The organism is Mesorhizobium sp. WSM4845, assembly GCF_055811455.1.
The window spans coordinates 1-21457 of record NZ_JBVVQA010000052.1 but is presented as its reverse complement, the minus strand read 5'-3'; the positions used below and the strand labels follow the sequence as shown (position 1 = coordinate 21457).

Below are 21457 nucleotides of genomic sequence, written 5' to 3'. Positions count from 1 at the left end.
GGCGGCCTTGAAAATCAGGCCGCCGCCTCGGTCGCTACGATCGTCGGCTTCGACCGGAAGTTCAACCGGTCGGAACCAGCGGTGACCTTGACGGTCGAACTGTCGAGGATGTCGCCGAGCAGGATCTTCTCCGCCAGCGGATCCTGCAGTTCCTTCTGCATCACCCGCTTCAACGGTCGCGCGCCATAGGCCGGATCGTAGCCCTTGGCGGCCAGCCAGTCGATCGCCTCCTGATCCAGCGAAAGCGTGATCTTGCGATCGACGAGCAGGCTTTCCAGCCGCTTGAGCTGGATCTCGACGATGCGGCCCATATCCTGGCGGCGCAGCCGGTGGAACAGGATCACCTCGTCGACGCGGTTGAGGAACTCCGGCCGGAACGACGCCCTGACGACTCCCATCACCTCGTCGCGGACGACATCGACGTCCTGGTTCTCGCCGAGACTGACCAGATATTCGGCGCCGAGGTTCGACGTCATGATGATCAGCGTGTTGCGGAAATCGACCGTGCGGCCCTGACCGTCGGTCAGGCGGCCGTCATCGAGCACCTGCAGCAGCACGTTGAACACGTCCGGATGCGCTTTCTCGATCTCGTCGAACAGCACGACCTGGTAGGGGCGGCGCCGCACCGCTTCAGTCAGCGCGCCGCCCTCCTCATAGCCGACATAGCCGGGAGGCGCGCCGATCAGCCGGGCGACCGAGTGCTTCTCCATGAACTCCGACATGTCGATGCGCACCATGGCGCTCTCGTCGTCGAACAGGAAGCTGGCAAGCGCCTTGGTCAGTTCGGTCTTGCCGACGCCCGTCGGTCCGAGGAACATGAACGAACCGATCGGCCGGTTCGGATCCTGCAGGCCGGCGCGGGCACGGCGAACGGCTTTCGACACAGCCTGCACCGCCTCGCCCTGGCCGACGACACGCTTGCCGATTTCGTCTTCCATGCGCAGCAGCTTGTCACGCTCGCCTTGCAGCATCTTGTCGACCGGAATGCCGGTCCAGCGCGACACGATGTGGGCGACGTGATCGGGGGTGACCACCTCTTCGACCATGCCGACCTTGCCGTCTTGCGCCTCGGCCTGTGTCAGCTTCTTTTCGAGCTCCGGAATCTTGCCATAGGCAAGCTCGCCGGCGCGCTGGAATTCACCTTTGCGCTGGGCGATGGCGAGCTCGTTGCGCGCCTCGTCGAGCTGTTTCTTCAGGTCGGCTGCGAGCCCGAGCTTCTGCTTCTCGGCCTGCCACTTCGAGGTCAGTTCGGTCGATTCCTCTTCCAGGGCGGAAAGATCCTTTTCGAGCCGGGCGAGCCGGTCCTTCGACGCGTCGTCCTTCTCGACCTTCAGCGCCTCACGCTCGATCTTGAGCTGCATGATGCGGCGGTCGATCTCGTCCAGCGCTTCGGGCTTCGAATCGACCTGCATCCGCAGCCGCGACGCGGCCTCGTCGACAAGGTCGATCGCCTTGTCCGGAAGGAAGCGGTCGGCGATGTAGCGGTTGGACAGCGACGCTGCCGCGACCAGCGCCGAATCCGAAATGCGCACCTTGTGGTGCTGCTCGTATTTCTCCTTCAGGCCGCGCAGGATGGAGACCGTGTCTTCCACCGTCGGCTCATTGACGAACACCGGCTGGAAGCGGCGGGCAAGGGCGGCATCCTTCTCGACATGCTTGCGGTATTCGTCGAGCGTCGTGGCCCCGACGCAGTGGAGTTCGCCGCGTGCCAACGCCGGTTTCAACAGGTTCGACGCATCCATGGCGCCATCCGCCTTGCCGGCGCCGACCAGCGTGTGCATCTCATCGATGAACAGGATGATGCCGCCGGCCGCAGCGGTGACTTCCGAAAGAACCGCCTTCAGCCGCTCCTCGAATTCGCCGCGATATTTGGCGCCGGCGATCAGCGATCCCATATCGAGCGCCATCAACTGCTTGTCCTTGAGCGATTCCGGCACGTCGCCATTGACGATCCGCAACGCCAGCCCTTCGGCGATCGCCGTCTTGCCAACGCCGGGTTCACCGATCAGCACCGGATTGTTCTTGGTGCGGCGCGACAGCACCTGGATGGTGCGGCGGATCTCGTCGTCGCGGCCGATGACCGGGTCGAGCTTGCCGGCGCGACCGTCGGCGGTGAGATCGCGCGCGTACTTCTTAAGCGCATCATAGCCCTGCTCGGCGCTCGCCGAATCGGCCGTGCGACCCTTGCGGACGTCGTTGATCACCTGGTTCAGCGCCTGTGGCGTCACGCCGGCCTTGGTCAGGATGTCGGCGGTCTTGGCGGATTTCTCGACCGCCAGCGCCGTCAGCAGCCGCTCGACCGTGACGAAGCTGTCGCCGGCCTTCTTTGCCAGTTCCTCGGCGGTCGAGAACACCTTGGCCAACGGTTGCGCCAGATAGAGCTGGCCGTTGCCGCCTTCCACCTTGGGCATCGCCTCAAGTGCCGTCTCGACGCCCAGCTTGACGTCGCGGACGCTGCCGCCGGCGCGCTCGATCAACGACGCTGCCAAGCCCTCGTCGTCGTCGACGAGCACTTTCAATATATGTTCGGGGGTGAATTGCTGGTGGTTGCGCGAGAGCGCCAGGGTCTGCGCCGACTGGATGAAGCCGCGCACGCGCTCGGAATATTTTTCAAGGTTCATATCTGTCTCCTTCCGTCACCGGCCCGCTTTGCGGCACCGGATCAGATTGTGGTGACGGACCCGCCCGTTCGAGCCGGGTCCTGTTCACGCGAGATATGGGGCGCAATCCACGGACCCTCAAGACGTCCCGATAACGGCGGACTCATAATATTTCCCGGGGGGCGCACATACAAAAACGGCGGAGATTTCTCTCCGCCGTCCAGGAATGTCTGGGCCTTGCTCGATCAGTTGTTGACGTCGACGATGGTGGGCTCGCCACCGGCGTCTTCCGCCGGAGCAGCATTCACGTTATCGCCGCCAGCATTGTCGTTACCGCCATCCACCTGATCAGCATTGACGCGCGGACGGCGCGGACGCCTGGGGCGGCGGGCAGCGCCGCTTTCGGCGGCGGCTTCGTTCATCTCGGCCTGGGCAGCCAGAGCCGCAGGCGAAAAGCTTTCGAACTGCGGCGCGGGTTCGGCCACAGAAACAGGCTCGTTCGGAGACACAGCTTCCGCCTGCACGGGGGTTTCGTTCTGAACCGGTCTCTCGTTGCGCCGGTTCTGATCGCCACGCTGTCCGCCCTGCTCGCCGCGCGCACCAAATTCGCCGCGCTGGCCGTTCTGGCCGTAGCCGCCATTGGGGCGACGGTCGCGATGGCGGTTGTCACGCCCGCCGGCATCGCGCCCACTGGCATCACGCCCACTGGCATCACGCCCACTGGCATCACGCCCACTGGCATCACGCCCACTGGCATCACGATTGTCGCGGCCGTTTTCCTGGTTGAACGTCAATTCGGCCGGCGTGCCGTCGATGACCGGCTGCGGGCCTGCACCGTGGTTGACCACCGGAGCCGCAGTCTCGCCGACATTGCTGTTGCCGGCATTGTCGAATTCGTCGCGATCTTCGTCGCCGTCATCGTCGAAATCGTCGCGGTTCTGCTGAGCGCTCTGGATCGGCAGCTGCGCCTGCGCGGCAGCGATGATGCGATTGTAGTGCTCGGCGTGCTGGAGATAGTTTTCCGCCATCACCCGGTCGCCGGAGCTTTGCGCGTCACGGGCAAGGGTTGCGTATTTTTCGGCAATCTGCTGAGCCGATCCGCGGATCTTCACGTCCGGACCGTTGCTCTCGTAATTGCGCGTCAGGGGATTTGGACCCTTGCGGTTGTTGTTATTGTTGTTGCCGCCGCCATTGTTGTTGCGACCGCGCATGCGCCTGTTCTGCTGTTGTGGCCTCATTCGACTCTCTTCATTTTGAAATTTTCGAAAACTTTTTCACGAACGGAGGCGCTCATGCAGCCAGCCGTTTCGTCTCTTCACCGGCGTTCGCCCGCATCGATTGCGTTGGCGCCACGTGTCATCCTGTTCCGGTTACATCACTTGCCGGACGATTCCCGCACGAAGCTTGGGCGTCGTTTGCGCAAGAAGGCAGCTATTTCCAAGGAAACCGAATCGCTAAGAGCACTGCCTGCTTCGTCTCATCCGGTTAAGGCGACCCTAGCCGCATTCCCCGGCATTGCCAAGCGCTTTTTTTGCACTGCATCACGGCTTTGTCAGTTCAAAGATCAGAACCCTCTCGTTTCCGCCAAAGTCGCGGAATACCCCCGCCGGCATATAGCCGGCTGCGGAGAATATGCCCGTGACCTCTTTACGTTGGGTGTGGCCGATCTCGACCGCAATCCTGCCCTCGGCTTGCAAAAAACCTGCCGCCTCGGCGGCGATGATCCTGTAGGGACTCAGACCGTCCACGCCGCCATCGAGGGCTTGGCGCGGATCGAAATCGCGGACTTCGCCCTGCAGATTTTCGATGTCTATGGACGCTATATAGGGCGGGTTGGCGGCAATTACATGGTATCGGCCAAAAACTTTTTCGAACCAGTCGGATTTGAGCACCTGGAACCGATCGGCCAACCCCAATTGCCCGGCATTGCGCATGGCGGTCACCAGCGCGCCTTGCGAAATATCGACACCGGTGGCGACCGCCGCCGGAACGGCGCCGAGCAGCGCCAGCGCGATGGCGCCGGTGCCGGTGCCGAGATCAAGGATGCGGCACTCGCCTTGCCGTCCCGCTGTCGCCTTCACGAAGGGCAGCACCGCTTCGACCAGCGTTTCGGTGTCCGGTCGCGGCTCCAGCGTTTCCGGTGACAGCGACAGGCGCAAGCCATAGAACTCGCGATGGCCGAGGATGCGATGCACCGGCTCACCGGCGACCCGCCGCCTCAAGGCTGCATCGATCGCGGCAATCGCGCCGGCGTCGACACCGCATTCGGGATCGGCGATGGCTTGTGTGCGGGTCGTACCGGAAAAATGTTCGACGATCAGCCTCGCGTCCAGCGCCGGATCGGCGACTGCGGCCGCAGCAAGGCGTGCCCGCGCCGCTTTCAGCAGCAGCCCTAGTGTGGTGGATTTGAGGTTCCTGCTATTTGTTGGCATCAGCGTCCAGGGACCTCAAATCCACCACCTAGATACCAGCAATCTGCTGGTGTGATTTTGAATCCGAAATTCGTCATTGCGCTGCCCCAACATGATACGAATTTCGAATTCAAAGCCACACCGGCCTACTGGGCAGACTGTCAGCCATCGAGGCCGATATCGGCGAGCAGCTTCGACTGGTGATCGGCGATCAGCGCGTCGATGATCTCGTCGAGTTCGCCCATCATCACCCGGTCGAGCTTATAGAGCGTCAGATTGATGCGATGGTCGGTGACGCGGCCCTGCGGGAAATTATAGGTGCGGATGCGCTCCGAGCGATCGCCCGAACCGACCTGCGATTTGCGCGATTCGGAGCGTTCCTCGTCAGCCTTGCTGCGCTCGAGGTCGTAAAGCCTGGCGCGCAGGATCTGCATGGCTTTGGCCCGGTTCTGGTGCTGCGACTTCTCCGCCTGCACCACCATGATGCCGGTCGGCAGATGGGTGATGCGCACTGCCGAATCGGTGGTATTGACGTGCTGGCCGCCCGAACCCGAGGCGCGCATCGTATCGATGCGGATGTCTTCGGCCCTGATGTCGATGTCGACCTCTTCCGCTTCGGGCAGCACGGCAACCGTCGCCGCCGAGGTGTGGATGCGCCCGCCGGCCTCGGTCGCCGGCACGCGCTGCACACGATGCACACCGGACTCGAATTTCAGATGGGCAAAGACCCCCTTGCCCGAAATCGTGGCGATGATTTCCTTGTAGCCGCCGACCTCGCCCTCGCTGGCCGACGCCGTCTCGAAACGCCAGCCGCGTGCCGCGGCATAGCGTTCGTACATGCGAAACAGGTCGCCGGCAAAGAGAGCCGCCTCGTCGCCGCCGGTGCCGGCGCGGATTTCGAGGATGGCATTCTTGTCGTCGGCGGCATCCTTGGGCAGAAGCAGGATCTGGATGTCCTTCTGCAGCGCTTCGATGCGTTCCTTGACCTCCGGCAGATCGGCCTCGGCCAGTGCCCGCATTTCGGCATCGGTGCTTTTGTCGGCGAGCATCGCCTGCAGGTCGGCCTGTTCATGCTCGGCGATGCGCAGCGCCCTGATCTTAGCCACCATCTCCTGCATGTCGGCATATTCTGACGCCATCTTGACATAGGCGTCCGCCGCCGGCCCGGCCGACATTTGCGCTTCGAGCATATCGAAACGCTTGACGACTTGATCCATGCGGTCGCGGGGCAGGTTGATCATGGCGAAAGTCTATAGCGGAATGGAGCGGTCGTCGGCAAAGGCCTGCAGCAGCGCCCGCATCGGCAACCCCTGGGCCGGCGCCATGAGATTGTCGTCGAAGAACGCTTCCAGCTCGGCCAGCGGCAGTTCCGTCAGCATCGCCTTGACCGGACCGATCGAGGCCGGCGACATCGAGATCGATCGGTAGCCAAGGCCGATCAGCGCCATCGCCGAGATCGGCTTGCCGGCCAGCTCGCCGCACAAGGTCACCGGGGTTTGATTGCGCACCCCGGCGTCGGCAATCTGCTTCAGCGCGCGCAGGAACGGCGTCGACAGCACATCGAAGCGGTCGGCGAGCTGCGTGTTGCCGCGATCGACCGCCATGACGAACTGGAACAGATCGTTCGAGCCGACCGAGACGAAATCGACGGCCTTCATCAGCTCATCGAGCTGGAACAGCAGCGAAGGCACTTCCAGCATGGCCCCGAGCTTCAGGCTGGTCGGCAGATGATGGGCAAAACGCGACAGATGCCGCACTTCGCGATCGATGATTTCGCGCGCTTGGGCGATCTCGCCGAGCTCCGTCACCATCGGCAGCATCAGCTTCAGTTCACGCCCGCCGCATGCCTTCAAAAGCGCTCGGATCTGGGTACGCAACAGGCCCGGCCGGTCGAGCGTCAGGCGGATGGCGCGCCAGCCGAGCGCCGGGTTCTCTTCCTGGATCGTGTCCTTGAAGTAGGGCAGCACCTTGTCGCCGCCGATATCGATGGTGCGGAATGTCACCGGCTTGCCGCGCGCCGCGTCGAGCACGTCACGGTAGAGCCGTTCCTGGGCTTCCGCCCGCGGAAAGGTCGAGGCGACCATGAACTGCAGCTCGGTGCGGAACAGGCCGATACCGGCGGCGCCGGCCTCGGCAAGCTGCGGCAGATCGACGGCCAGGCCCGCATTCATCAAAAGGTCGACCTGGACGCCGTCCTTGGTCATCGACGGCTTCTTGCGCAGCTCGCGATAGACCTCCTGCCGCCGCGCCCGGAAGCGGACCTTTTCGGCATAGGCGGCTTCGAGGTCCGGCTGGGGGCGCAGGTGGATGGCGCCTTCTTCGCCGTCGACAATGATGGCGTCGCCGTTTTCCGCCATGGAAACGGCGCCCTTCATCTGGCCCGCAACCGGTATGCCCATGGCCCGCGCCACGATAACGACGTGGCTTGTCGCTGCGCCGTCCTCCAGCACCAGCCCGCGCAGCTTGTCTCTGGGATAATCGAGCAGTTCGGCGGCCCCCATCGAGCGGGCGACGATGATGGCGTCCTTCGGCAGCGAGACCGCGACATCGTCCGGCCCGCGCCCCATCAGCTGGCGCAGCAGCCGGTTGGCGAGATCGTCGAAATCGCTCATCCGCTCGCGCAGATAAGGATCCGTCATGTGCAGCATGCGGGCACGCATGTCGCTCTGCACTTTTTCCACCGCCGCTTCCGCCGTCAGGCCGTTGCGTACCGCCTCTTCCAGCCGGCGCACCCAACCGCTGTCGTTGGCGAACATGCGATAGGCTTCGAGCACCTGGCGGTGCTCGCCCTCGAAGGCGACTTCGCGGCGTTCCAGCATGTCGTCGATGGAGAGCCGGAGCGAACCGAGCGACGCATCGAGCCGCTTGATCTCCTCATCGCTGTCCTCGTTGAACAGATTGGTGACGACGATGCGCGGCTCATGCAGCACGACATGGCCAAGTCCGACGCCCTCGTTGAAGGACAGGCCGGTAAAGCTCACCGGGCGGCGCAGGTCGAGTTCGAGGCCGGGCCGGGTCAGCCGGGCAAGGTCGCCGGTGGCGATCATCTCGGCGATCACCATCGCCGTCGTTTCCAGCGCCTCGACTTCGTCGTCGCGATAGTGGCGCATGGTCTTGTTCTGGACGACCAGCACACCGAGCGTGCGCCCCGCCCTGAGCACTGGCACGCCGAGGAAGGAATTGTAGATCTCCTCCCCCGTCTCCGGCAGGTAGGCGAAGGCTGGATGTTCCTGCGCGTTGGAGAGATTGAGCGGCCGTGCCGAGGCCGCGATCGTGCCGACGAGGCCTTCCCCCAGCCTGAGCTGCGCCAAATGGACGGCCTTCGGATTCAGGCCCTCGGTGGCATAGAGTTCGAGCACCGAATCGGCGCGCAGCACGTAGAGCGAGCACACTTCAGCGACCATATTGGCGGCGATGTCGCGCACGATGCGGTCGAGCCGCTCCTGCGGCTCCAGCGGCTCCTGCATGAGCTCGCGGAGCCGTTTCAGCAAAACGCGCGGGCCACTGGCCGTATCACGCATCGCGGCTTGTTCTCCAATGGACATTATGCCCGCCGCAGTTTCTCCCGCGGCCGGCGCTCACGCAACAACTCAAATAGAGCGGCGTCGGTCCAATTGGACCCACAAAGGACGCTCCAAGACTTCGAACTGCTGCATCGTGCTTTCCGAAGATCGACCTCCGATTTCCGGACCGAGCAGTCTGCTACTGCTTATCCAGACCGTAGATGGAATGCAAAGTGCGAACAGCAAGTTCTGTGTAGGGACCGTCGATCAGGATCGAAATCTTGATCTCGGATGTCGTGATCGCACGGATGTTGATCGATTTGTCGGCCAGCGCCTTGAAGGCGGTGGCGGCGACGCCGGCATGGCTCCTCATGCCGATGCCGATGACCGAGACTTTCGACATGCCGGCTTCCGACTGCACGACGTCATAGCCGATCGTGGTCTTCAGCCGCTCGAGCACGGCAAGCGCCTTGTCGACATCGCCGGACGGCACGGTGAAGGTCATGTCGGTGAACTTGCCGTCCTCGGAAATGTTCTGGACGATCATGTCGACATTGATGTTGGCTTCGGCCAGCGGCCCGAAAATGCCGGCGGCGACGCCGGGCCGGTCACCGACACGGCGCAACGAAATCTGCGCTTCGTCCTTGGCGTAGGCAATTCCGGTGACGACCTGCTGTTCCACGATCTCTTCCTCGTCGCAAATAAGCGTTCCGGGCGGATTGAGCAAATCCCCCATTCCCGGCGCGTCGGGATCGTCGAAGGACGACCGCACGAAAGTACGCACCCTGTGCACCATGGCAAGTTCGACCGAGCGTACCTGCAGGACCTTGGCGCCGAGCGAGGCCATTTCAAGCATTTCCTCGAAGGAAATCTTGGCCAGCCGCCGCGCCTTCGGCTCGATGCGCGGGTCGGTGGTGTAGACCCCGTCGACGTCGGTGTAGATGTCGCAGCGGTCTGCCTTGACCGCCGCCGCGATGGCGACAGCACTGGTGTCGGAACCGCCGCGGCCGAGCGTCGCGATGCGGTTGTCCGGCCCGATGCCCTGGAAGCCGGCGACCACCGCCACCTGGCCCTCGCCGAAGCGCTTGATCAGGAACGCGCCGTCGATGTCGAGAATGCGCGCCGCGCCATGCGCATTGTCGGTCTTGATCGGGATCTGCCAGCCTTGCCAGGAACGGGCATGGACGCCCATGTTCTGCAGCGCGATCGCCAGCAGGCCGGCGGTCACCTGCTCGCCGGAGGCAACGACGGCGTCATATTCGCGGGCATCGTGCATCGGCGAGGCTTCGCGCGTCCACTGCACGAGCTCGTTGGTCTTGCCGGCCATCGCCGAGACGACCACCGCGACCTCATGGCCGGCATCGACCTCGCGTTTGACATGGCGCGCCACATTGCGGATGCGGACGATGTCGGCGACGGAGGTCCCGCCGAATTTCATCACGATGCGCGCCATGGAAGCGAAATGCCTTTGACTGGGTGCCGAAACGGCGGCCGAAAAACGGAAACGGAGCGTCGGGCTGGGCCAGCCGCTGAATTCGCGGCCTCCTTAGCCAAATGCTTTGGGTTTCGCAAGGCGTGCCACCGCTTGCCCCCCCTGCTTGCCCCCTTAGGCGACATACGAGCGCAACGCGCCTACCCGAACGCCTGTCGCAGAGGCGCAGCCGGCAACAGCCGAAATTTGCTGCCTTGACATTCGCCGGCTCTCGACCGACTTCCTAGCGCACCAGAGCGCGATCAGCAAAAGTGGTATCCGGTTTTGCGCCCGATCGCGCTCTGAATTTTTGAGTCTGCGGGAGACCACACGATGCCAGAACCCCGACGATCGACGATCGATGCCGGAGAAGTGGAGCGTTTTTCCGCTCTTGCCGCCGAATGGTGGAATCCGAACGGCAAATTCCGCCCGCTGCACAAGTTCAATCCGATCCGGCTTGCCTATATACGCGACCAGGTGGCGGCGCGCTTCGGCCGCGACCCGCGCGCCGCGCGGCCGTTCGAGGGCCTGCGCATCCTCGACATCGGCTGCGGCGGCGGGCTGTTGTGCGAGCCGATGGCGCGGCTTGGCGCCGAAGTGGTCGGCGCCGACGCATCCGCCACCAACATCGAAGTGGCCAGGCTGCATGCGGCGGAGGTCGGCGTGACGGTGGATTACCGTGCCACGACAGCAGAGGACCTGGCTGACGCCGGTGAGAAATTCGACGTCATCCTCAACATGGAAGTGGTCGAGCATGTTGCCGACATCGACCTGTTCGTGGCCAAATGCGGCGAGATGCTCAAGCCCGGCGGCATCATGGTCGTCGCCACCATCAACCGCACGCTGAAGGCGCTCGGTCTGGCCATTATCGGCGCCGAATATGTGCTGCGCTGGTTGCCGCGCGGCACCCACCAGTTCGGCAAGCTGGTGCGGCCAGACGAGTTGGAAAAGGCGCTTGCCGGCGCTGGCCTGACCATCATCGACCGCACCGGCGTCACCTACAATCCGCTCGCCGACCGCTGGCAGCGTTCGAAGGACATGGACGTCAACTACATGGTGCTGGCGGAGAAGGCACCCGCCTGAACTTTCTCACGACGCCTTCTCACGCCGCCACCTTCTCACCCGTCTGACTTTGCGTCTTCGGGGCGATCTGGCTTTGCGCCTTGGTGGTGATGAACACGCCGGCGACAATGATGGCAGCGCCGGCCCAGGTCAGCAATTGATAGTGCTCGCTGAGAAACATCGTCCCGGCAAACAATCCAACCGCCGCCGCGACATAGCCGATCTGGCTGAGATAGACCGGGCCGCCGACCGCCTGCAGCCGGAAGAAGCAAGCGAACATCGCCGCGGCTGATGCGACCTGCCCGACGACGACCAGCGGCACGCCGGCGAGCAGGGCGAGCGAACCGCCGCCCTGCAGCGTGAAGACGCCGCAAAGAAGCAGCGCGGCCGATGCCAGATGGCTGCCGACGGCATGATCGGTCCGGTCCCTAGCGGCCAGTCGACCGTGCGGTAGATATTGCCGGCGGCAAGGCTGACCGGAATGAGCAGCCCCGCCGCCACCCAGAAAAATTCGGCCGGCTGGCCAGCCTCGCCGCGCGTCACCGCCACCATGACAGCACCAACGAAGCCGACGGCAATGCCGACGATACCAAGCAGATTGGGACGCCGGACGCCGAGCAGGATCGAAAACACCAGTGTAACCACCGGCGACAGCGTGAACATGATACCGGTGTAGCCGGCGCCGAGATGCGGAATGGTCGAGAACATCAAGAGATTGGGGAGGGCATAGGACACCGCCGCGGTGACGAAGAAATAACGCAGTCTGTGCGGGGTGAGCCGGATGCGTTGTCCGCGCAGCAGCAAGGCGCACAAAAGCACGCCGCCGGCGCCGAGCGAGATGACGAGGGCCCAGACCATGGCCGAAACACCGGCCGCCGTAGCGATCTTGCCGAACGGCAGCGTCAGGCCGAGCAGGCCGCCGGTGACGAGCAAAAGACCGAGCGCTGAATCCCAGAGAAATTTCATAACGAACCTTATTGTCCTTGCGCCTCTCGTCTTTTGCGGGCCCTTGGCCAGCACTGTGACTCAAGCTAAGATAATACAAAGATTCTTAACGTCAAGATATTTAACGGTGAGATAGATGGATCGCGCCGCGAAAGCGATCGAGCAGTGGAAAAGACAACGGCCGGACCTGGATGTCTCGCCGATGGCCGTGCTCGGACGGTTGAACGAAGCCTCGTCGCTGATAGCACGAGAACGCCTCGCTCCGCTGTTTGCGCGCTTCGGCCTGCAATCCGGGGAATTCGACGTGTTGGCGACGCTGCGCCGTTCCGGATCACCTTACGCGCTGACGCCAACCGCCCTCTATGAGGCGACGATGGTGACGTCGGGCGCCATGACCAACCGGCTCGACCGGCTTGAGAAATCCGGATTGATCATGCGTGGACCGCATCCCAACGACCGGCGCAGGGTTGTCGTGCAACTGACCGAGAAAGGTCTCGCATTGGTCGATGAGGCGGTCGCCGCTCACGTCGCCAACGAACACGAGATACTTTCCGGCCTGACGCGCGCCGAACAGGACACACTCGCTGGCCTGCTTGAGAAGTTGATAGGGAGCGTCAGCCGGGGGTGAATATCAGTGATTTTGACAGATCTGGGCCGATCGGCAGCGAACGCTGATCATTCCGTTCAGCGGCAAATCGCAAACCTTGGAGATTAACCGAAACATCCCTCCCGTCGTCTTCCCAGGGCGGAGCAAGGAGCGAAGCGACGCGGCGCAGACCCTGGGATCCATTCCGTTACCTGGCGGCAGTGCTCCTGCGGCGCAGAACCGAACGCTACCACCCGGTTCCGCGAAAAGCTCGAACCATTCTGAATTGGCCTTCTCGATCAGCTCGATCTCCATTGGCGCGGCCAGCGCTTCAGCGCGGCCGAGGTCGTTGGTCACACCGATGTAAATCGTGCCGCGCTTCTGGCTCGCGGTCATGGTGGTAGCTCGCACCGTGCGGATACAAGCGCCGTTCTGAGCCGCTGCATTCTTCGGCCGGTGTAACGGCATGGATCCCAGGGTCTGCGCGACGTCGCTTCGCTCCTGCTCCGCCCTAGGATGACGAAGGTGTGGTGGCTTGTAGCTAGTCGCAAATGTTGGAGATTGGCGGCTGGAGGCCGGCAGAACCCCATCCCGATTGGTCAGGATGGCTCCTAGCAGTCAGTTACGATCCTCCGGGAATGCCGGCACCGGCATGAATTCGACGCCGTCCTCGGCCAGGCCCTTGGCCTCCTCCAGCGTCGCCTCGCCATAGATGCCGCGCGGATCGCTCTCGCCGAAATGGATCTTGCGCGCCTCCTCGGCAAACTTGTCGCCGACATAGTCGGCGTTCTCGCGCACCTTCTCGGCCATCGCCTTCAATTGCGCCAACGCCTGCTTCTGGGCCTCGCCCATGGCGAGCGCGATCTTTTCTCGGCTGCGCCCGGTGGAGACGGCCGGCGCCATCAACGCCTTCTCGACCTTGTGCGAGCCGCAGGTCGGGCAATCGACGAAGCCACGGTTCTTCTGGGTGTCGAAATCGTCGTTGCTGCGAAACCAGCCTTCGAATTCATGCTCGTGGTCACAGATCAGTGAAAAGCGAATCAAGACGCCGCACCCCTGAGACTTTGCGCCTCGACCGGAGTGCCGTTCACGGCGAAGTCGCGTGAATTTTTCAGATTCGGGATCTTCTTGCGCGCGGCGGCCGACTGCGCCGGCTCGATCTCGGCGACGATCACCGCCGGTTCGTCATGTGACGCTTCGGCGACGATACGGCCCCAAGGATCGACGATCAGCGAATGGCCATAGGTCTCGCGGCCGTCCTCGTGCAGGCCGCCTTGCGCCGCGGCAACGACATAGGCGCCGTTCTCGATGGCGCGCGCCCGCAGCAGCACGTGCCAGTGCGCCTCGCCGGTCTGGCGGGTGAAAGCGGCGGGCACCGAAAGCAGGTCGGCGCCGGCCATCGCCTCGGCGCGGAACAGCTGCGGAAAGCGCAAATCGTAGCAGACGGCGAAACCCAGCTTCGCCCCATCGATCCCGGCGCCGCTGATCTCGGTGACGACGGCCTCGGTGCCTGGCTCGTAGGCGGCGGATTCGCGCCAGCTCTCGCCATTGTCGAGATCGACGTCGAACATGTGGATCTTGTCGTAGGCGGCAATCGTGGCGCCATCCGGCCCGAACAGAAGCGCGCGGTTGGCGAGCTTGCCGTCAGCGCGCAGGATGGCGGTCGAGCCGATATGCAGGAAGACGCCAAGGTCTTTCGCCAGCTTTCGCGCGGTCGAAACGATGATGTCCTTGTCCTCGGACGTGAAGGCGGCGGCCCGCGCCTGGCTGTCGCGGACCAGCGCACCGGTCATTTCCGGTGACTGGATATAGGTCGCACCCTGGCCCGCGGCCTCGCGCACCAGCCGCTCCAGATCGACCGCGTTGCGCTCGGGGCTGGTGCCCGAACGCATCTGGATCGCCGCCCCCTTGAAAGCACCCATCGTCTTGTCCTCAATTCGTCGAGCCATTGGCGAGCAGACGGTCAAGCCGGCCCTCTGCCTCCAGTTCATGGAGATCGTCACAGCCGCCGACATGCGTGTCGCCGATGAATATCTGCGGAAAGGTCGAGCGGCCATTCGCGCGGGAAATCATTTCCCGGCGCAGTTCCGGCGAAAAGGAGGCGTCATGCTCGGTGTAGGCGACACCCTTGCGCTCGAGCAGCCGCTTGGCCGCCACGCAATAGCCGCACATCATCCGTGTATAGATCGTCACGTCGACCATCGGTCAGCAATCCTGCCTTTTCCCAATCTATATAGTCGCGGACTCGTCGGCCCGAAAGTCCCCCGGCAGCACGCGCGCAAAGGTCAGCACGTCGACGGTCCCGGCACCGCCCTTCTTCAGCGCCTTGGCGACCGCGCGGACAGTGGCGCCGGTGGTATAGACATCGTCGATCAGGAGCACCCGGCGGCCGGCGATCTCGATCTCGGCCTCCTCCGGCACTCTGAAGGCGGCACGCACATTCTCCTCGCGTTCCCGCCGCTCCAGCCCGACCTGCTGGCGGGTGAGTTTGACGCGCCTGACCGCGGAGGGCGCAAAAGGCAGCCCGCCAAGCTGCGATACCGCCCTTGCCAGTTCCGCCGACTGGTTGAACTGACGCCTGAAAAAGCGCCGCCAGTGCAGCGGCACCGGCACGACCACATCGGCTTCCGCGATCAGTTCGGCACCGGCGCGCAGCATCCAGCGCGCCATCCACGGCGCCAGATCGGTGCGATCCTGGTATTTCAGCCCTTGCACCATCTGGCGGGCGACACCTGAGTAAGCGACCGCGGCCCGTGCCCGCTCGAAGGGCGGCGGGTCGGCGATCGCCTCGGCCGACAGGAACCCCTCGCCCATGTGATGGGTGAACGGCGTGCCCATCACCGGGCACCATGGCCGCTCCAGAAGCCTGAGTTTCGGCCAGCAGGCGCCGCACAGCACGCCGGGCTGCGAGACATGCCGTCGGCAACCGGCGCAAACCGGCGGAAACAGGATGCGCGCCGGCCAGTCCAACGCCTTTCGAGCGACACTCTTGATATCCGGCATTGGATCGGCCACGTGGTTCTTTCTCCGCCACCCTATATCAGAGTGCGGAAACCAGGAACTGTCAGTTGCAACCTATAGTCGATACCTCTCTCTGGCTGGCGCACAAGCGCCGGGCCCTCGCCAGCCCGGCTGCCGGCGCGGATTTCCTGATGCGGCGGGCGGCCGAGGAACTCGCCGACCGGCTGGGCGCAGTGGAACGCAAATTCGACAGGGCGGCCGTCCTGTTTTGCCAGACGCCGGCGGCAGTCGACGTGCTCGCGACAAGCGGCAAGGTGGCGGACATCGTGCGCGTCGAGGCGGATGCGGCTTTCCTGGGCGACGGGGCGGGGGGCGATGCCGCGGGACTGGTGGCGCCGTTGGAGACCGTGCCATTCGAGCCGGAAAGCCTCGACCTCGCGGTGTCGCTTTTGTCGCTTCAGGCAATGAACGACATTCCCGGCATGCTGGTGCAGATCCGCCGCGCACTGAAGCCGGACGGTCTTTTCCTAGGCGCTTTTGCCGGCGCCGGCACGCTTTCCGAGCTGCGCGAATGCCTGCTCGCCGCCGAGACCGAGTTTTACGGCGGCGCCAGCCCGCGCGTCATCCCGTTCACCGACGTGCGCGACGCCGGCGCGCTTTTGCAACGCGCCGGTCTGGCCTTGCCCGTCGCCGACGTCGAGACGGTGACGGTGCGCTACGATTCCCTGTTCGGCCTGATGGCGGACCTGCGGGCGATGGGCGAGACCAGCGCGCTCATCGACCGCAGCAGGCGACCGGCCACACGAAAGCTGTTTGCCCGCGCCGCCGAAATCTATGCCGAACGATTTTCGGATGCCGATGGCCGCGTCAGGGCGAGTTTTCCGATCGTCTGGATGTCAGGCTGGGCGCCCGACGCCTCGCAGCAAAAACCGCTGAAGCCGGGCTCGGCAAAACTGTCGCTGAAGACAATCCTGGAAAATCCCGGCCGGCGCTGACCGGTTTATTATGGACGCGGCTGGTCGGTTACTGCGCGAAAGCCTTCACAAGCTTGCTGGCATTGTCGCTGAACAGCCACGTGATTGCGTCGGCGACCTTGCCGACGCCGCCTACGATGGTAAGCGACAGCACGGCCACGATCAGCCCATATTCGACAGCCGTCGCGCCGGTCTTGTCTTCCCAAAATCGTTGCAGCAATGTTTTCATGGCCGTCGATCCCGCTTGCCGGAACCCTAGCGCGGACCTGTTAAGAAAGGTTAATGACACAGGCTTAACAGGCGATGAAAGCACCCGCTTTGGCCGGTGTCAGCAGTCGCCGCTGCGCTGGCCATTGTCGCGTATCACGCAGATCGAAGTGGGCAGCGGCTGCAGCACGCTCCTGCGCAGCGTGTAGGTATCACGACGGCCGGTCGAGCCCGTGCTTCCAATCGAACCCGTGCTTTCAACCGACCCTGTGCTCATCCTGTCGAGGCCGCCGGCAAAATCGTCGCGGGCTGATCGCGTCCGGTTGTCGAGCAAGGGCGTGGCGATCAGGGCCAGCGCCACCGCGGCCGAGCCGAACAAAAGCGTGATCCGCAATATTCCCATGCCGGCAGCCCTAAAGCTGCGGTCGGGTCGGATCGAATCCCAGTCCCTGTCGAGGCTCATGCAACCGCCCTCCGGCGAAGGCCTGGACACGACCTTCCTTCGATTTCTGCCGTCATTTTTTCACGGCCAGATAAATCTTCCATTAACGTTGTCTATGTCTCGGAGGGCAAATCACAGAAGATCGATGAGGAACTGGATCAGCGGCGCGTCGGCCGGCGGCATCGGAAAATCGCGCATCTGGCGCGGCCGCACCCATTTCAGCACCTGCCCCTCCTTCGGCTGCGCGATGCCGCGGAAGCGACGGCAGACGAACAGCGGCATCAGCAGGTGAAAATCATCGTAGGAATGGCTGGCGAAGGTGAACGGCGCCAGGCAGGGAATATCGGTTTCGATGCCGATCTCCTCGTACAATTCGCGGATGAGGCATTCTTCCGGCGTCTCGCCGGGCTCGACCTTGCCGCCCGGAAACTCCCACAGGCCGGCCAGTTGCTTGCCTTCGGGGCGCTGCGCCAGAAGCACGCGGCCGTCGGTATCGACCAGCGCGCAGGCTGCGACCAGGAGCAGGCGCTTGCCGACAGGGTGCGGGCCGGTCATGCGCCGGGCGGCCGGCGATAATGGTAACGATAGACTTCGTCGAACCCGAGCGAACGATAAAGCGCCAGCGCCGGCGCGTTGTCGGCCTCGACCTGCAGCCAGGCTTCCCGGGCGCCGCGCAGCCGTGCCCATTTCAGCGCCGACAGGATGAGGTGGCGGCCATGGCCCTGGTTGCGCACCGATTTGTCGGTGGCGATCTCGAACAGCCCGGCAAGATCGCCGTCATGGACGCAGATCAGCGTCGCCAGCGGTTCGGTGCCGTCTTCGAGCGCGAACAGCCCGGCTTCCGGCTGGATGGCGCCGATGATCTCCGACAGGCCCGGCCGCAGAGACACATCCGAGCCGCTTACCTTGAGCGCCGCGCCGATGAAGCGGCTGATGTCCTTCAGCGGGATCTGGTCCATGGCGGCATCGAGCTGGGCGTCCGCCAGCGGCAGCCGCATCACCAGCGATTCGTCGAATGTGCTCCAGCCCTCGCTGTCGAGATGTTTGGCAAGGATCGGCCCCGACAGCGGCGATATGCGGAAGGTCAGCGGCCGGCCATAGGCGTCGAAACGGCGGCTGGCGCGGCCGATGCGATCGGCAATGTGCTGGATGTCGCCCGGATCGAGCGGGTTGACGGAATTCAGCCGCTTGGCCGGATGGCCCGCCGTCAGCCGCACCACCCAGGTGCCGTCATAATGCACGGCCGCCGCCGGCCAGGCGCGAAAGCCGGCCGCCTCGTAGCGGCGCACGATGGCAAGCACGCTTGCCGGATGTCTGGAAACCAACGCCATCAACTCCGATAATCGCCGTTGATGGCGACATACTCCTTGGTGAGGTCGCAAGTCCACACCGTCGCCTTGCCGCGGCCGATGCCGATATCGGCACGGATGCGGATCTCGTCGCGCTTCATGTAGGCCGACGTCGCCTCCTCGGAGTAGGCGGCGTCGCGCTCGCCCTGATGCGCCAGCCTGATGTCGCCGAACCAGATCGACAGCAGGTCGCGGTCGGCCGGTTCGCCGGCCTTGCCGACGGCCATGACCACGCGGCCCCAATTGGCGTCTTCGCCGGCGACCGCCGTCTTGACCAGCGGCGAATTGGCGATCGACAGCGCGATGCGCTTGGCCGAGCGGGCCGATTTCGCGCCGGTGACGGTGACCTCGACCTGTTTTCGCGCGCCCTCGCCGTCGCGCACCACTTGCAGTGCCAGCGCTTTCAGCACCTTGCCGAGCGCGCGGCGGAAGGCGCCAAGGCGCGCATCGCCGGCATTCGTGATATCAGGCGCGCCGCGCCGGGCGGCCGTGCCGGTGGCGAACATCAGCAGTGTGTCGCTGGTCGAGGTGTCGCTGTCGACGGTGACCGCATTGAAGGTCTTGGCGGTGCCGCGCGACAAAAGATCCTGCAGCACGGGGGCTGCGATCGGCGCGTCGGTAGCGATGAAGGAGAGCATCGTCGCCATGTCGGGCGCGATCATGCCGGCGCCCTTGGCAATGCCGTTGATGGTGACGTCGGCGTCGCCGAGTTTTACCGTCGCGGTCGCCAGTTTCGGATAGGTGTCGGTGGTCATGATCGCCTTGGCGGCTTCGGTCCACAGGTCCGGCCTGCCGTTCCTGACCAGTCCGGCGAGCAGATGGCCGAACTTGCCGGCATCGAGCGGCTCGCCGATGACGCCGGTCGAGGCCAGAAACACCTCGTCCGGCGTGCAGCCCGCAGCCTTGGCCGCAGCTTCGCCGGTCATTGCCGTGGAGGCTCGGCCCTTGCTGCCGGTGAAGGCATTGGCATTGCCGGAATTGACGACCAGGACGCGCGCCTTGCCGGCGCTAAGATTCTGCCGGCAGAAATCGACCGGCGCCGACGGGCATTTCGACTTGGTGAACACGCCGGCGACCGTGGTGCCGGCATCGAAGACCATGGTCAGCAGGTCGGTGCGGTTCTTGTACTTTATCCCGGCCTCGGCTGTGGCGATGCGGGCGCCCTCGATGTCAGGCATGTTGGGATATTTCTTCGGCGCGAGCGGCGAAATCGTGGCTGACATGAGGACCTCGGGCGGGAAAAACGCAAGGGGAACGCCGGTTTGCCCGATAGCGGGCGCCGGCGCAAGGGCGTTTGATGTTGGGCACATGCCCTTTCTCATCGATACGAAGCGTTCAGTTGCGCGAAACGGACCGTTTCGTTTCGTCGAGAGAGCGTGTACGATCTGCCGACGAAAAAGCATCGAAGGAAAACAGGATGGGGCTGGATCGGGGGCGCAGGTCGATCGGCGCGCGGCGCAACCCCGACAGTGCCGACGCCATTCTCGACGCCGCCGAGGCAGTTCTGGTCGAGGCCGGTTATTCCGGCTTCTCGATCGAAGCGGTGGCGCGGCGGGCGCGGGCGGGAAAGCCGACAATCTATCGCTGGTGGCCGAGCAAGGCCGCCTTGCTGTTCGACGTCTATCAGCGGCTAAAGCGCGTCGATTATCCCGATACTGGCAACCTCGAGGACGATCTCGTCGGCTTCCTCAAAAGCCTGTTCTCGCACTGGCGCGAAACATCGTCAGGCAGCATCTTCAGATCGCTGATCGCCGAGGCGCAGTCGGACGCGACCGTGACCGCCGTGCTTGCCGAATACACCAAAGGACGCCATGCCCATTCCGGCCAGATGATCGAACGCGCCAAGGCAAGAGGCGAAGTCGCTGCCGACGTCGATTCCACGCTCGTCGCCGACCTGGTCGCCTCGTTTGCCTGGACGCATCTTTTGACCAATCGCCTCGACGAAGACGAAACGACGCTGCGCAAGGCGGTTGGCTATCTGTTGAAGGGCATAGCTCCACCGGGGAACTCGCCGCCGTCGATCCGGCAGCGTTCAAGGCGTCGACGCATCGTAGGATAGGGCGATCTCGGCGCCGCGCTTCCCTTCTCCCCTTGTTGTGGGAGAAGGGAAGAACCGACTGCCCTAGCCTCGCCCTCGCCTACTTGGTGTTTTCCAGCGCGTCGACCGTCTTCTTCAGCTTCTCGTCCGGGATCTCGACCTTGGCCTGGGCGCGCAGCGACTTGACCAGCGCGATGTATTTGTCGCGGATGACTGCCTGACGGGCCTGATCCTTGACCTGGTCGAAGGCCGGCGGCTGCTTGGCGCGCTTGTCCTCGACCTGAATGACGTGCCAGCCGAACTGCGACTGCACCGGCTGCTCGGTGTACTTGCCGACCGCCAGCGCGAACACCGCCTTGTCGAATTCCGGCACCATCTGACCGGGTCCGAACCAGCCGAGATCGCCGCCGCTGGTCTTGCCGCTCGGATCGCTGGTGTGCTCGTTGGCGAGTTTCTGGAAATCGGCGCCGCCATCGAGCTGCTTGATGATCGCATCGGCCGCTTCCTTCGTCTTCACGAGGATGTGACGGGCATGGACCTCGTTGGCCGGCGGCGTGTTGGCGATTTCCTGGTCGTAGCGGGCGCGAACCTCGGCATCGGTGATCTTGCCGACGACATCCTTCTCGACCATTTCGCCATGCAGGGCGCGCTGCTGCAGGAACGCCATGCGGCGCTGGAAGTCGGGATCCTTGTCGAGGCCGGTGGTGACCGCCTGGGCGGCCATGACCTTGATTTCGATCGCTGCCGAAAGGGCTGCGGCGCGGCGCTGTTCGGGCGGCATCTGCGCGAACTGCTGCGACAGCTCGCCTTCGGCAAGCGCAAGATCTGCCTCGGTCAGCGACTGGCCGTTGATCGTGGCGACCACGGCGTTCGGATCGACCGGCGCGGCCGGCTGGGCGGGTGCGCCC

21 protein-coding genes and 1 pseudogene are annotated in these 21457 nt (G+C 64.1%); 4 read left to right on the top strand and 18 right to left on the bottom strand.

Features of this window, described 5'->3' with window-relative positions:
- Nucleotides 1-14: 14 nt before the first annotated feature.
- From clpB to AC0L2C_RS32830, 6 genes are all read right to left on the bottom strand, one after another.
- On the bottom strand, nucleotides 15-2621 hold the full coding sequence (clpB, locus tag AC0L2C_RS32855; RefSeq protein ID WP_128177596.1) for an ATP-dependent chaperone ClpB: 2607 nt from the start codon (nucleotides 2619-2621) through the stop codon (nucleotides 15-17).
- A gap of 224 nt (nucleotides 2622-2845) precedes the next feature.
- Nucleotides 2846-3838 (bottom strand): DUF4167 domain-containing protein, encoded by a 993-nt coding sequence (locus tag AC0L2C_RS32850; protein ID WP_473525396.1) that lies wholly within the window; start codon nucleotides 3836-3838, stop codon nucleotides 2846-2848.
- A gap of 303 nt (nucleotides 3839-4141) precedes the next feature.
- On the bottom strand, nucleotides 4142-5032 hold the full coding sequence (gene prmC, locus AC0L2C_RS32845) for a peptide chain release factor N(5)-glutamine methyltransferase (protein ID WP_473525395.1): 891 nt from the start codon (nucleotides 5030-5032) through the stop codon (nucleotides 4142-4144).
- A 140-nt stretch (nucleotides 5033-5172) separates the two neighbouring features.
- The gene (prfA, locus tag AC0L2C_RS32840; protein WP_128177604.1) at nucleotides 5173-6252 is read right to left on the bottom strand and encodes a peptide chain release factor 1; all 1080 of its coding nucleotides are present in this window, start codon (nucleotides 6250-6252) and stop codon (nucleotides 5173-5175) included.
- 9 nt (nucleotides 6253-6261) lie between these two features.
- Nucleotides 6262-8532 carry a phosphoenolpyruvate--protein phosphotransferase gene (gene ptsP / locus AC0L2C_RS32835; RefSeq protein ID WP_023797302.1) on the bottom strand — a complete coding sequence of 757 codons (2271 nt, stop codon included), beginning with the start codon at nucleotides 8530-8532 and terminating at the stop codon, nucleotides 6262-6264.
- A gap of 181 nt (nucleotides 8533-8713) precedes the next feature.
- Complete coding sequence (locus AC0L2C_RS32830) at nucleotides 8714-9967, bottom strand: aspartate kinase (RefSeq protein WP_023797301.1); 1254 nt, start codon at nucleotides 9965-9967, stop codon at nucleotides 8714-8716.
- A gap of 351 nt (nucleotides 9968-10318) precedes the next feature.
- Between AC0L2C_RS32830 and ubiG the strand changes: the two genes are divergently transcribed.
- Complete coding sequence (ubiG, locus tag AC0L2C_RS32825; protein WP_091600073.1) at nucleotides 10319-11068, top strand: bifunctional 2-polyprenyl-6-hydroxyphenol methylase/3-demethylubiquinol 3-O-methyltransferase UbiG; 750 nt, start codon at nucleotides 10319-10321, stop codon at nucleotides 11066-11068.
- 19 nt (nucleotides 11069-11087) lie between these two features.
- On the opposite strand, the pseudogene AC0L2C_RS32820 reads toward ubiG, so the two are convergent.
- Nucleotides 11088-12013, bottom strand: a pseudogene (locus AC0L2C_RS32820) (DMT family transporter).
- Nucleotides 12014-12128: 115 nt separating this feature from the next.
- On the opposite strand from AC0L2C_RS32820, the gene AC0L2C_RS32815 reads away from it, so the two are divergent.
- Nucleotides 12129-12620, top strand: coding sequence for a MarR family winged helix-turn-helix transcriptional regulator (locus AC0L2C_RS32815; RefSeq protein ID WP_473525394.1), 492 nt, complete (start codon nucleotides 12129-12131; stop codon nucleotides 12618-12620).
- A 3-nt stretch (nucleotides 12621-12623) separates the two neighbouring features.
- On the opposite strand, the gene AC0L2C_RS32810 is transcribed toward AC0L2C_RS32815, so the two are convergent.
- The 5 genes from AC0L2C_RS32810 to AC0L2C_RS32790 all read right to left on the bottom strand — a co-directional run bounded on the left by AC0L2C_RS32810 (nucleotide 12624) and on the right by AC0L2C_RS32790 (nucleotide 15593).
- Nucleotides 12624-12974: a GIY-YIG nuclease family protein gene (locus tag AC0L2C_RS32810; RefSeq protein WP_287176048.1), complete on the bottom strand. Its 351-nt coding sequence runs from the start codon at nucleotides 12972-12974 to the stop codon at nucleotides 12624-12626.
- A gap of 222 nt (nucleotides 12975-13196) precedes the next feature.
- On the bottom strand, nucleotides 13197-13622 hold the full coding sequence (locus AC0L2C_RS32805) for a DUF1178 family protein (protein WP_287229554.1): 426 nt from the start codon (nucleotides 13620-13622) through the stop codon (nucleotides 13197-13199).
- On the bottom strand, nucleotides 13619-14500 hold the full coding sequence (locus AC0L2C_RS32800; protein WP_128169841.1) for a carbon-nitrogen hydrolase family protein: 882 nt from the start codon (nucleotides 14498-14500) through the stop codon (nucleotides 13619-13621). The genes AC0L2C_RS32805 and AC0L2C_RS32800 overlap by 4 nt, the downstream gene beginning before the upstream one ends.
- Before the next feature lie 10 nt (nucleotides 14501-14510).
- The gene (gene grxC, locus AC0L2C_RS32795) at nucleotides 14511-14780 is read right to left on the bottom strand and encodes a glutaredoxin 3 (protein WP_027153348.1); all 270 of its coding nucleotides are present in this window, start codon (nucleotides 14778-14780) and stop codon (nucleotides 14511-14513) included.
- Nucleotides 14781-14807: 27 nt separating this feature from the next.
- Complete coding sequence (locus AC0L2C_RS32790; RefSeq protein ID WP_023797292.1) at nucleotides 14808-15593, bottom strand: ComF family protein; 786 nt, start codon at nucleotides 15591-15593, stop codon at nucleotides 14808-14810.
- Between the two features lie 53 nt (nucleotides 15594-15646).
- Between AC0L2C_RS32790 and AC0L2C_RS32785 the strand changes: the two genes are divergently transcribed.
- A complete protein-coding gene (locus AC0L2C_RS32785) occupies nucleotides 15647-16534 on the top strand; it encodes a methyltransferase domain-containing protein (protein WP_128178183.1) in 888 nt (295 codons plus the stop codon).
- Between the two features lie 28 nt (nucleotides 16535-16562).
- Here the strand turns inward: AC0L2C_RS32785 and AC0L2C_RS32780 are convergent, their stop codons facing one another.
- The 5 genes from AC0L2C_RS32780 to argJ form a co-directional block, all read right to left on the bottom strand.
- Nucleotides 16563-16742, bottom strand: coding sequence for a Flp family type IVb pilin (locus AC0L2C_RS32780; RefSeq protein WP_023797290.1), 180 nt, complete (start codon nucleotides 16740-16742; stop codon nucleotides 16563-16565).
- Nucleotides 16743-16841: 99 nt separating this feature from the next.
- Nucleotides 16842-17183: a hypothetical protein gene (locus AC0L2C_RS32775; protein WP_023797289.1), complete on the bottom strand. Its 342-nt coding sequence runs from the start codon at nucleotides 17181-17183 to the stop codon at nucleotides 16842-16844.
- 111 nt (nucleotides 17184-17294) lie between these two features.
- Nucleotides 17295-17717, bottom strand: coding sequence for a (deoxy)nucleoside triphosphate pyrophosphohydrolase (locus AC0L2C_RS32770; RefSeq protein ID WP_023797288.1), 423 nt, complete (start codon nucleotides 17715-17717; stop codon nucleotides 17295-17297).
- Entirely contained in the window at nucleotides 17714-18493 is a 780-nt protein-coding gene (locus tag AC0L2C_RS32765; protein ID WP_031254151.1) for a GNAT family N-acetyltransferase, read from the bottom strand. Before AC0L2C_RS32765 ends, AC0L2C_RS32770 begins: the two co-directional genes overlap by 4 nt.
- Nucleotides 18493-19734 carry a bifunctional glutamate N-acetyltransferase/amino-acid acetyltransferase ArgJ gene (gene argJ / locus AC0L2C_RS32760; protein WP_287347336.1) on the bottom strand — a complete coding sequence of 414 codons (1242 nt, stop codon included), beginning with the start codon at nucleotides 19732-19734 and terminating at the stop codon, nucleotides 18493-18495. The genes AC0L2C_RS32765 and argJ overlap by 1 nt, the downstream gene beginning before the upstream one ends.
- 194 nt (nucleotides 19735-19928) lie before the next feature.
- Here argJ and AC0L2C_RS32755 point away from each other — a divergent pair, with 194 nt between their 5' ends.
- Nucleotides 19929-20570, top strand: coding sequence for a TetR/AcrR family transcriptional regulator (locus AC0L2C_RS32755; protein ID WP_473525393.1), 642 nt, complete (start codon nucleotides 19929-19931; stop codon nucleotides 20568-20570).
- 79 nt (nucleotides 20571-20649) lie between these two features.
- On the opposite strand, the gene AC0L2C_RS32750 is transcribed toward AC0L2C_RS32755, so the two are convergent.
- Nucleotides 20650-21457, bottom strand: an 808-nt coding sequence (locus AC0L2C_RS32750) for a peptidylprolyl isomerase (protein WP_473525392.1), incomplete at its 5' end; no start/stop codon positions are given.

Excerpts from the sequence above, each read along its gene's own strand:
- AC0L2C_RS32830 (WP_023797301.1), bottom strand. The coding sequence starts at position 9,967 with ATGGCGCGCATCGTGATGAAATTCGGCGGGACCTCCGTCGCCGACATC.
- grxC (WP_027153348.1), bottom strand. The coding sequence starts at position 14,780 with ATGGTCGACGTGACGATCTATACACGGATGATGTGCGGCTATTGCGTG.
- clpB (WP_128177596.1), bottom strand. The coding sequence starts at position 2,621 with ATGAACCTTGAAAAATATTCCGAGCGCGTGCGCGGCTTCATCCAGTCG.
- AC0L2C_RS32755 (WP_473525393.1), top strand. The coding sequence starts at position 19,929 with ATGGGGCTGGATCGGGGGCGCAGGTCGATCGGCGCGCGGCGCAACCCC.
- AC0L2C_RS32765 (WP_031254151.1), bottom strand. The coding sequence starts at position 18,493 with ATGGCGTTGGTTTCCAGACATCCGGCAAGCGTGCTTGCCATCGTGCGC.
- prfA (WP_128177604.1), bottom strand. The coding sequence starts at position 6,252 with ATGATCAACCTGCCCCGCGACCGCATGGATCAAGTCGTCAAGCGTTTC.
- AC0L2C_RS32815 (WP_473525394.1), top strand. The coding sequence starts at position 12,129 with ATGGATCGCGCCGCGAAAGCGATCGAGCAGTGGAAAAGACAACGGCCG.
- AC0L2C_RS32780 (WP_023797290.1), bottom strand. The coding sequence starts at position 16,742 with ATGAAAACATTGCTGCAACGATTTTGGGAAGACAAGACCGGCGCGACG.
- ubiG (WP_091600073.1), top strand. The coding sequence starts at position 10,319 with ATGCCAGAACCCCGACGATCGACGATCGATGCCGGAGAAGTGGAGCGT.
- AC0L2C_RS32850 (WP_473525396.1), bottom strand. The coding sequence starts at position 3,838 with ATGAGGCCACAACAGCAGAACAGGCGCATGCGCGGTCGCAACAACAAT.
- prmC (WP_473525395.1), bottom strand. The coding sequence starts at position 5,032 with ATGCCAACAAATAGCAGGAACCTCAAATCCACCACACTAGGGCTGCTG.
- AC0L2C_RS32775 (WP_023797289.1), bottom strand. The coding sequence starts at position 17,183 with ATGAGCCTCGACAGGGACTGGGATTCGATCCGACCCGACCGCAGCTTT.
- AC0L2C_RS32810 (WP_287176048.1), bottom strand. The coding sequence starts at position 12,974 with ATGACCGCGAGCCAGAAGCGCGGCACGATTTACATCGGTGTGACCAAC.
- AC0L2C_RS32800 (WP_128169841.1), bottom strand. The coding sequence starts at position 14,500 with ATGGGTGCTTTCAAGGGGGCGGCGATCCAGATGCGTTCGGGCACCAGC.
- argJ (WP_287347336.1), bottom strand. The coding sequence starts at position 19,734 with ATGTCAGCCACGATTTCGCCGCTCGCGCCGAAGAAATATCCCAACATG.
- ptsP (WP_023797302.1), bottom strand. The coding sequence starts at position 8,532 with ATGCGTGATACGGCCAGTGGCCCGCGCGTTTTGCTGAAACGGCTCCGC.
- AC0L2C_RS32770 (WP_023797288.1), bottom strand. The coding sequence starts at position 17,717 with ATGACCGGCCCGCACCCTGTCGGCAAGCGCCTGCTCCTGGTCGCAGCC.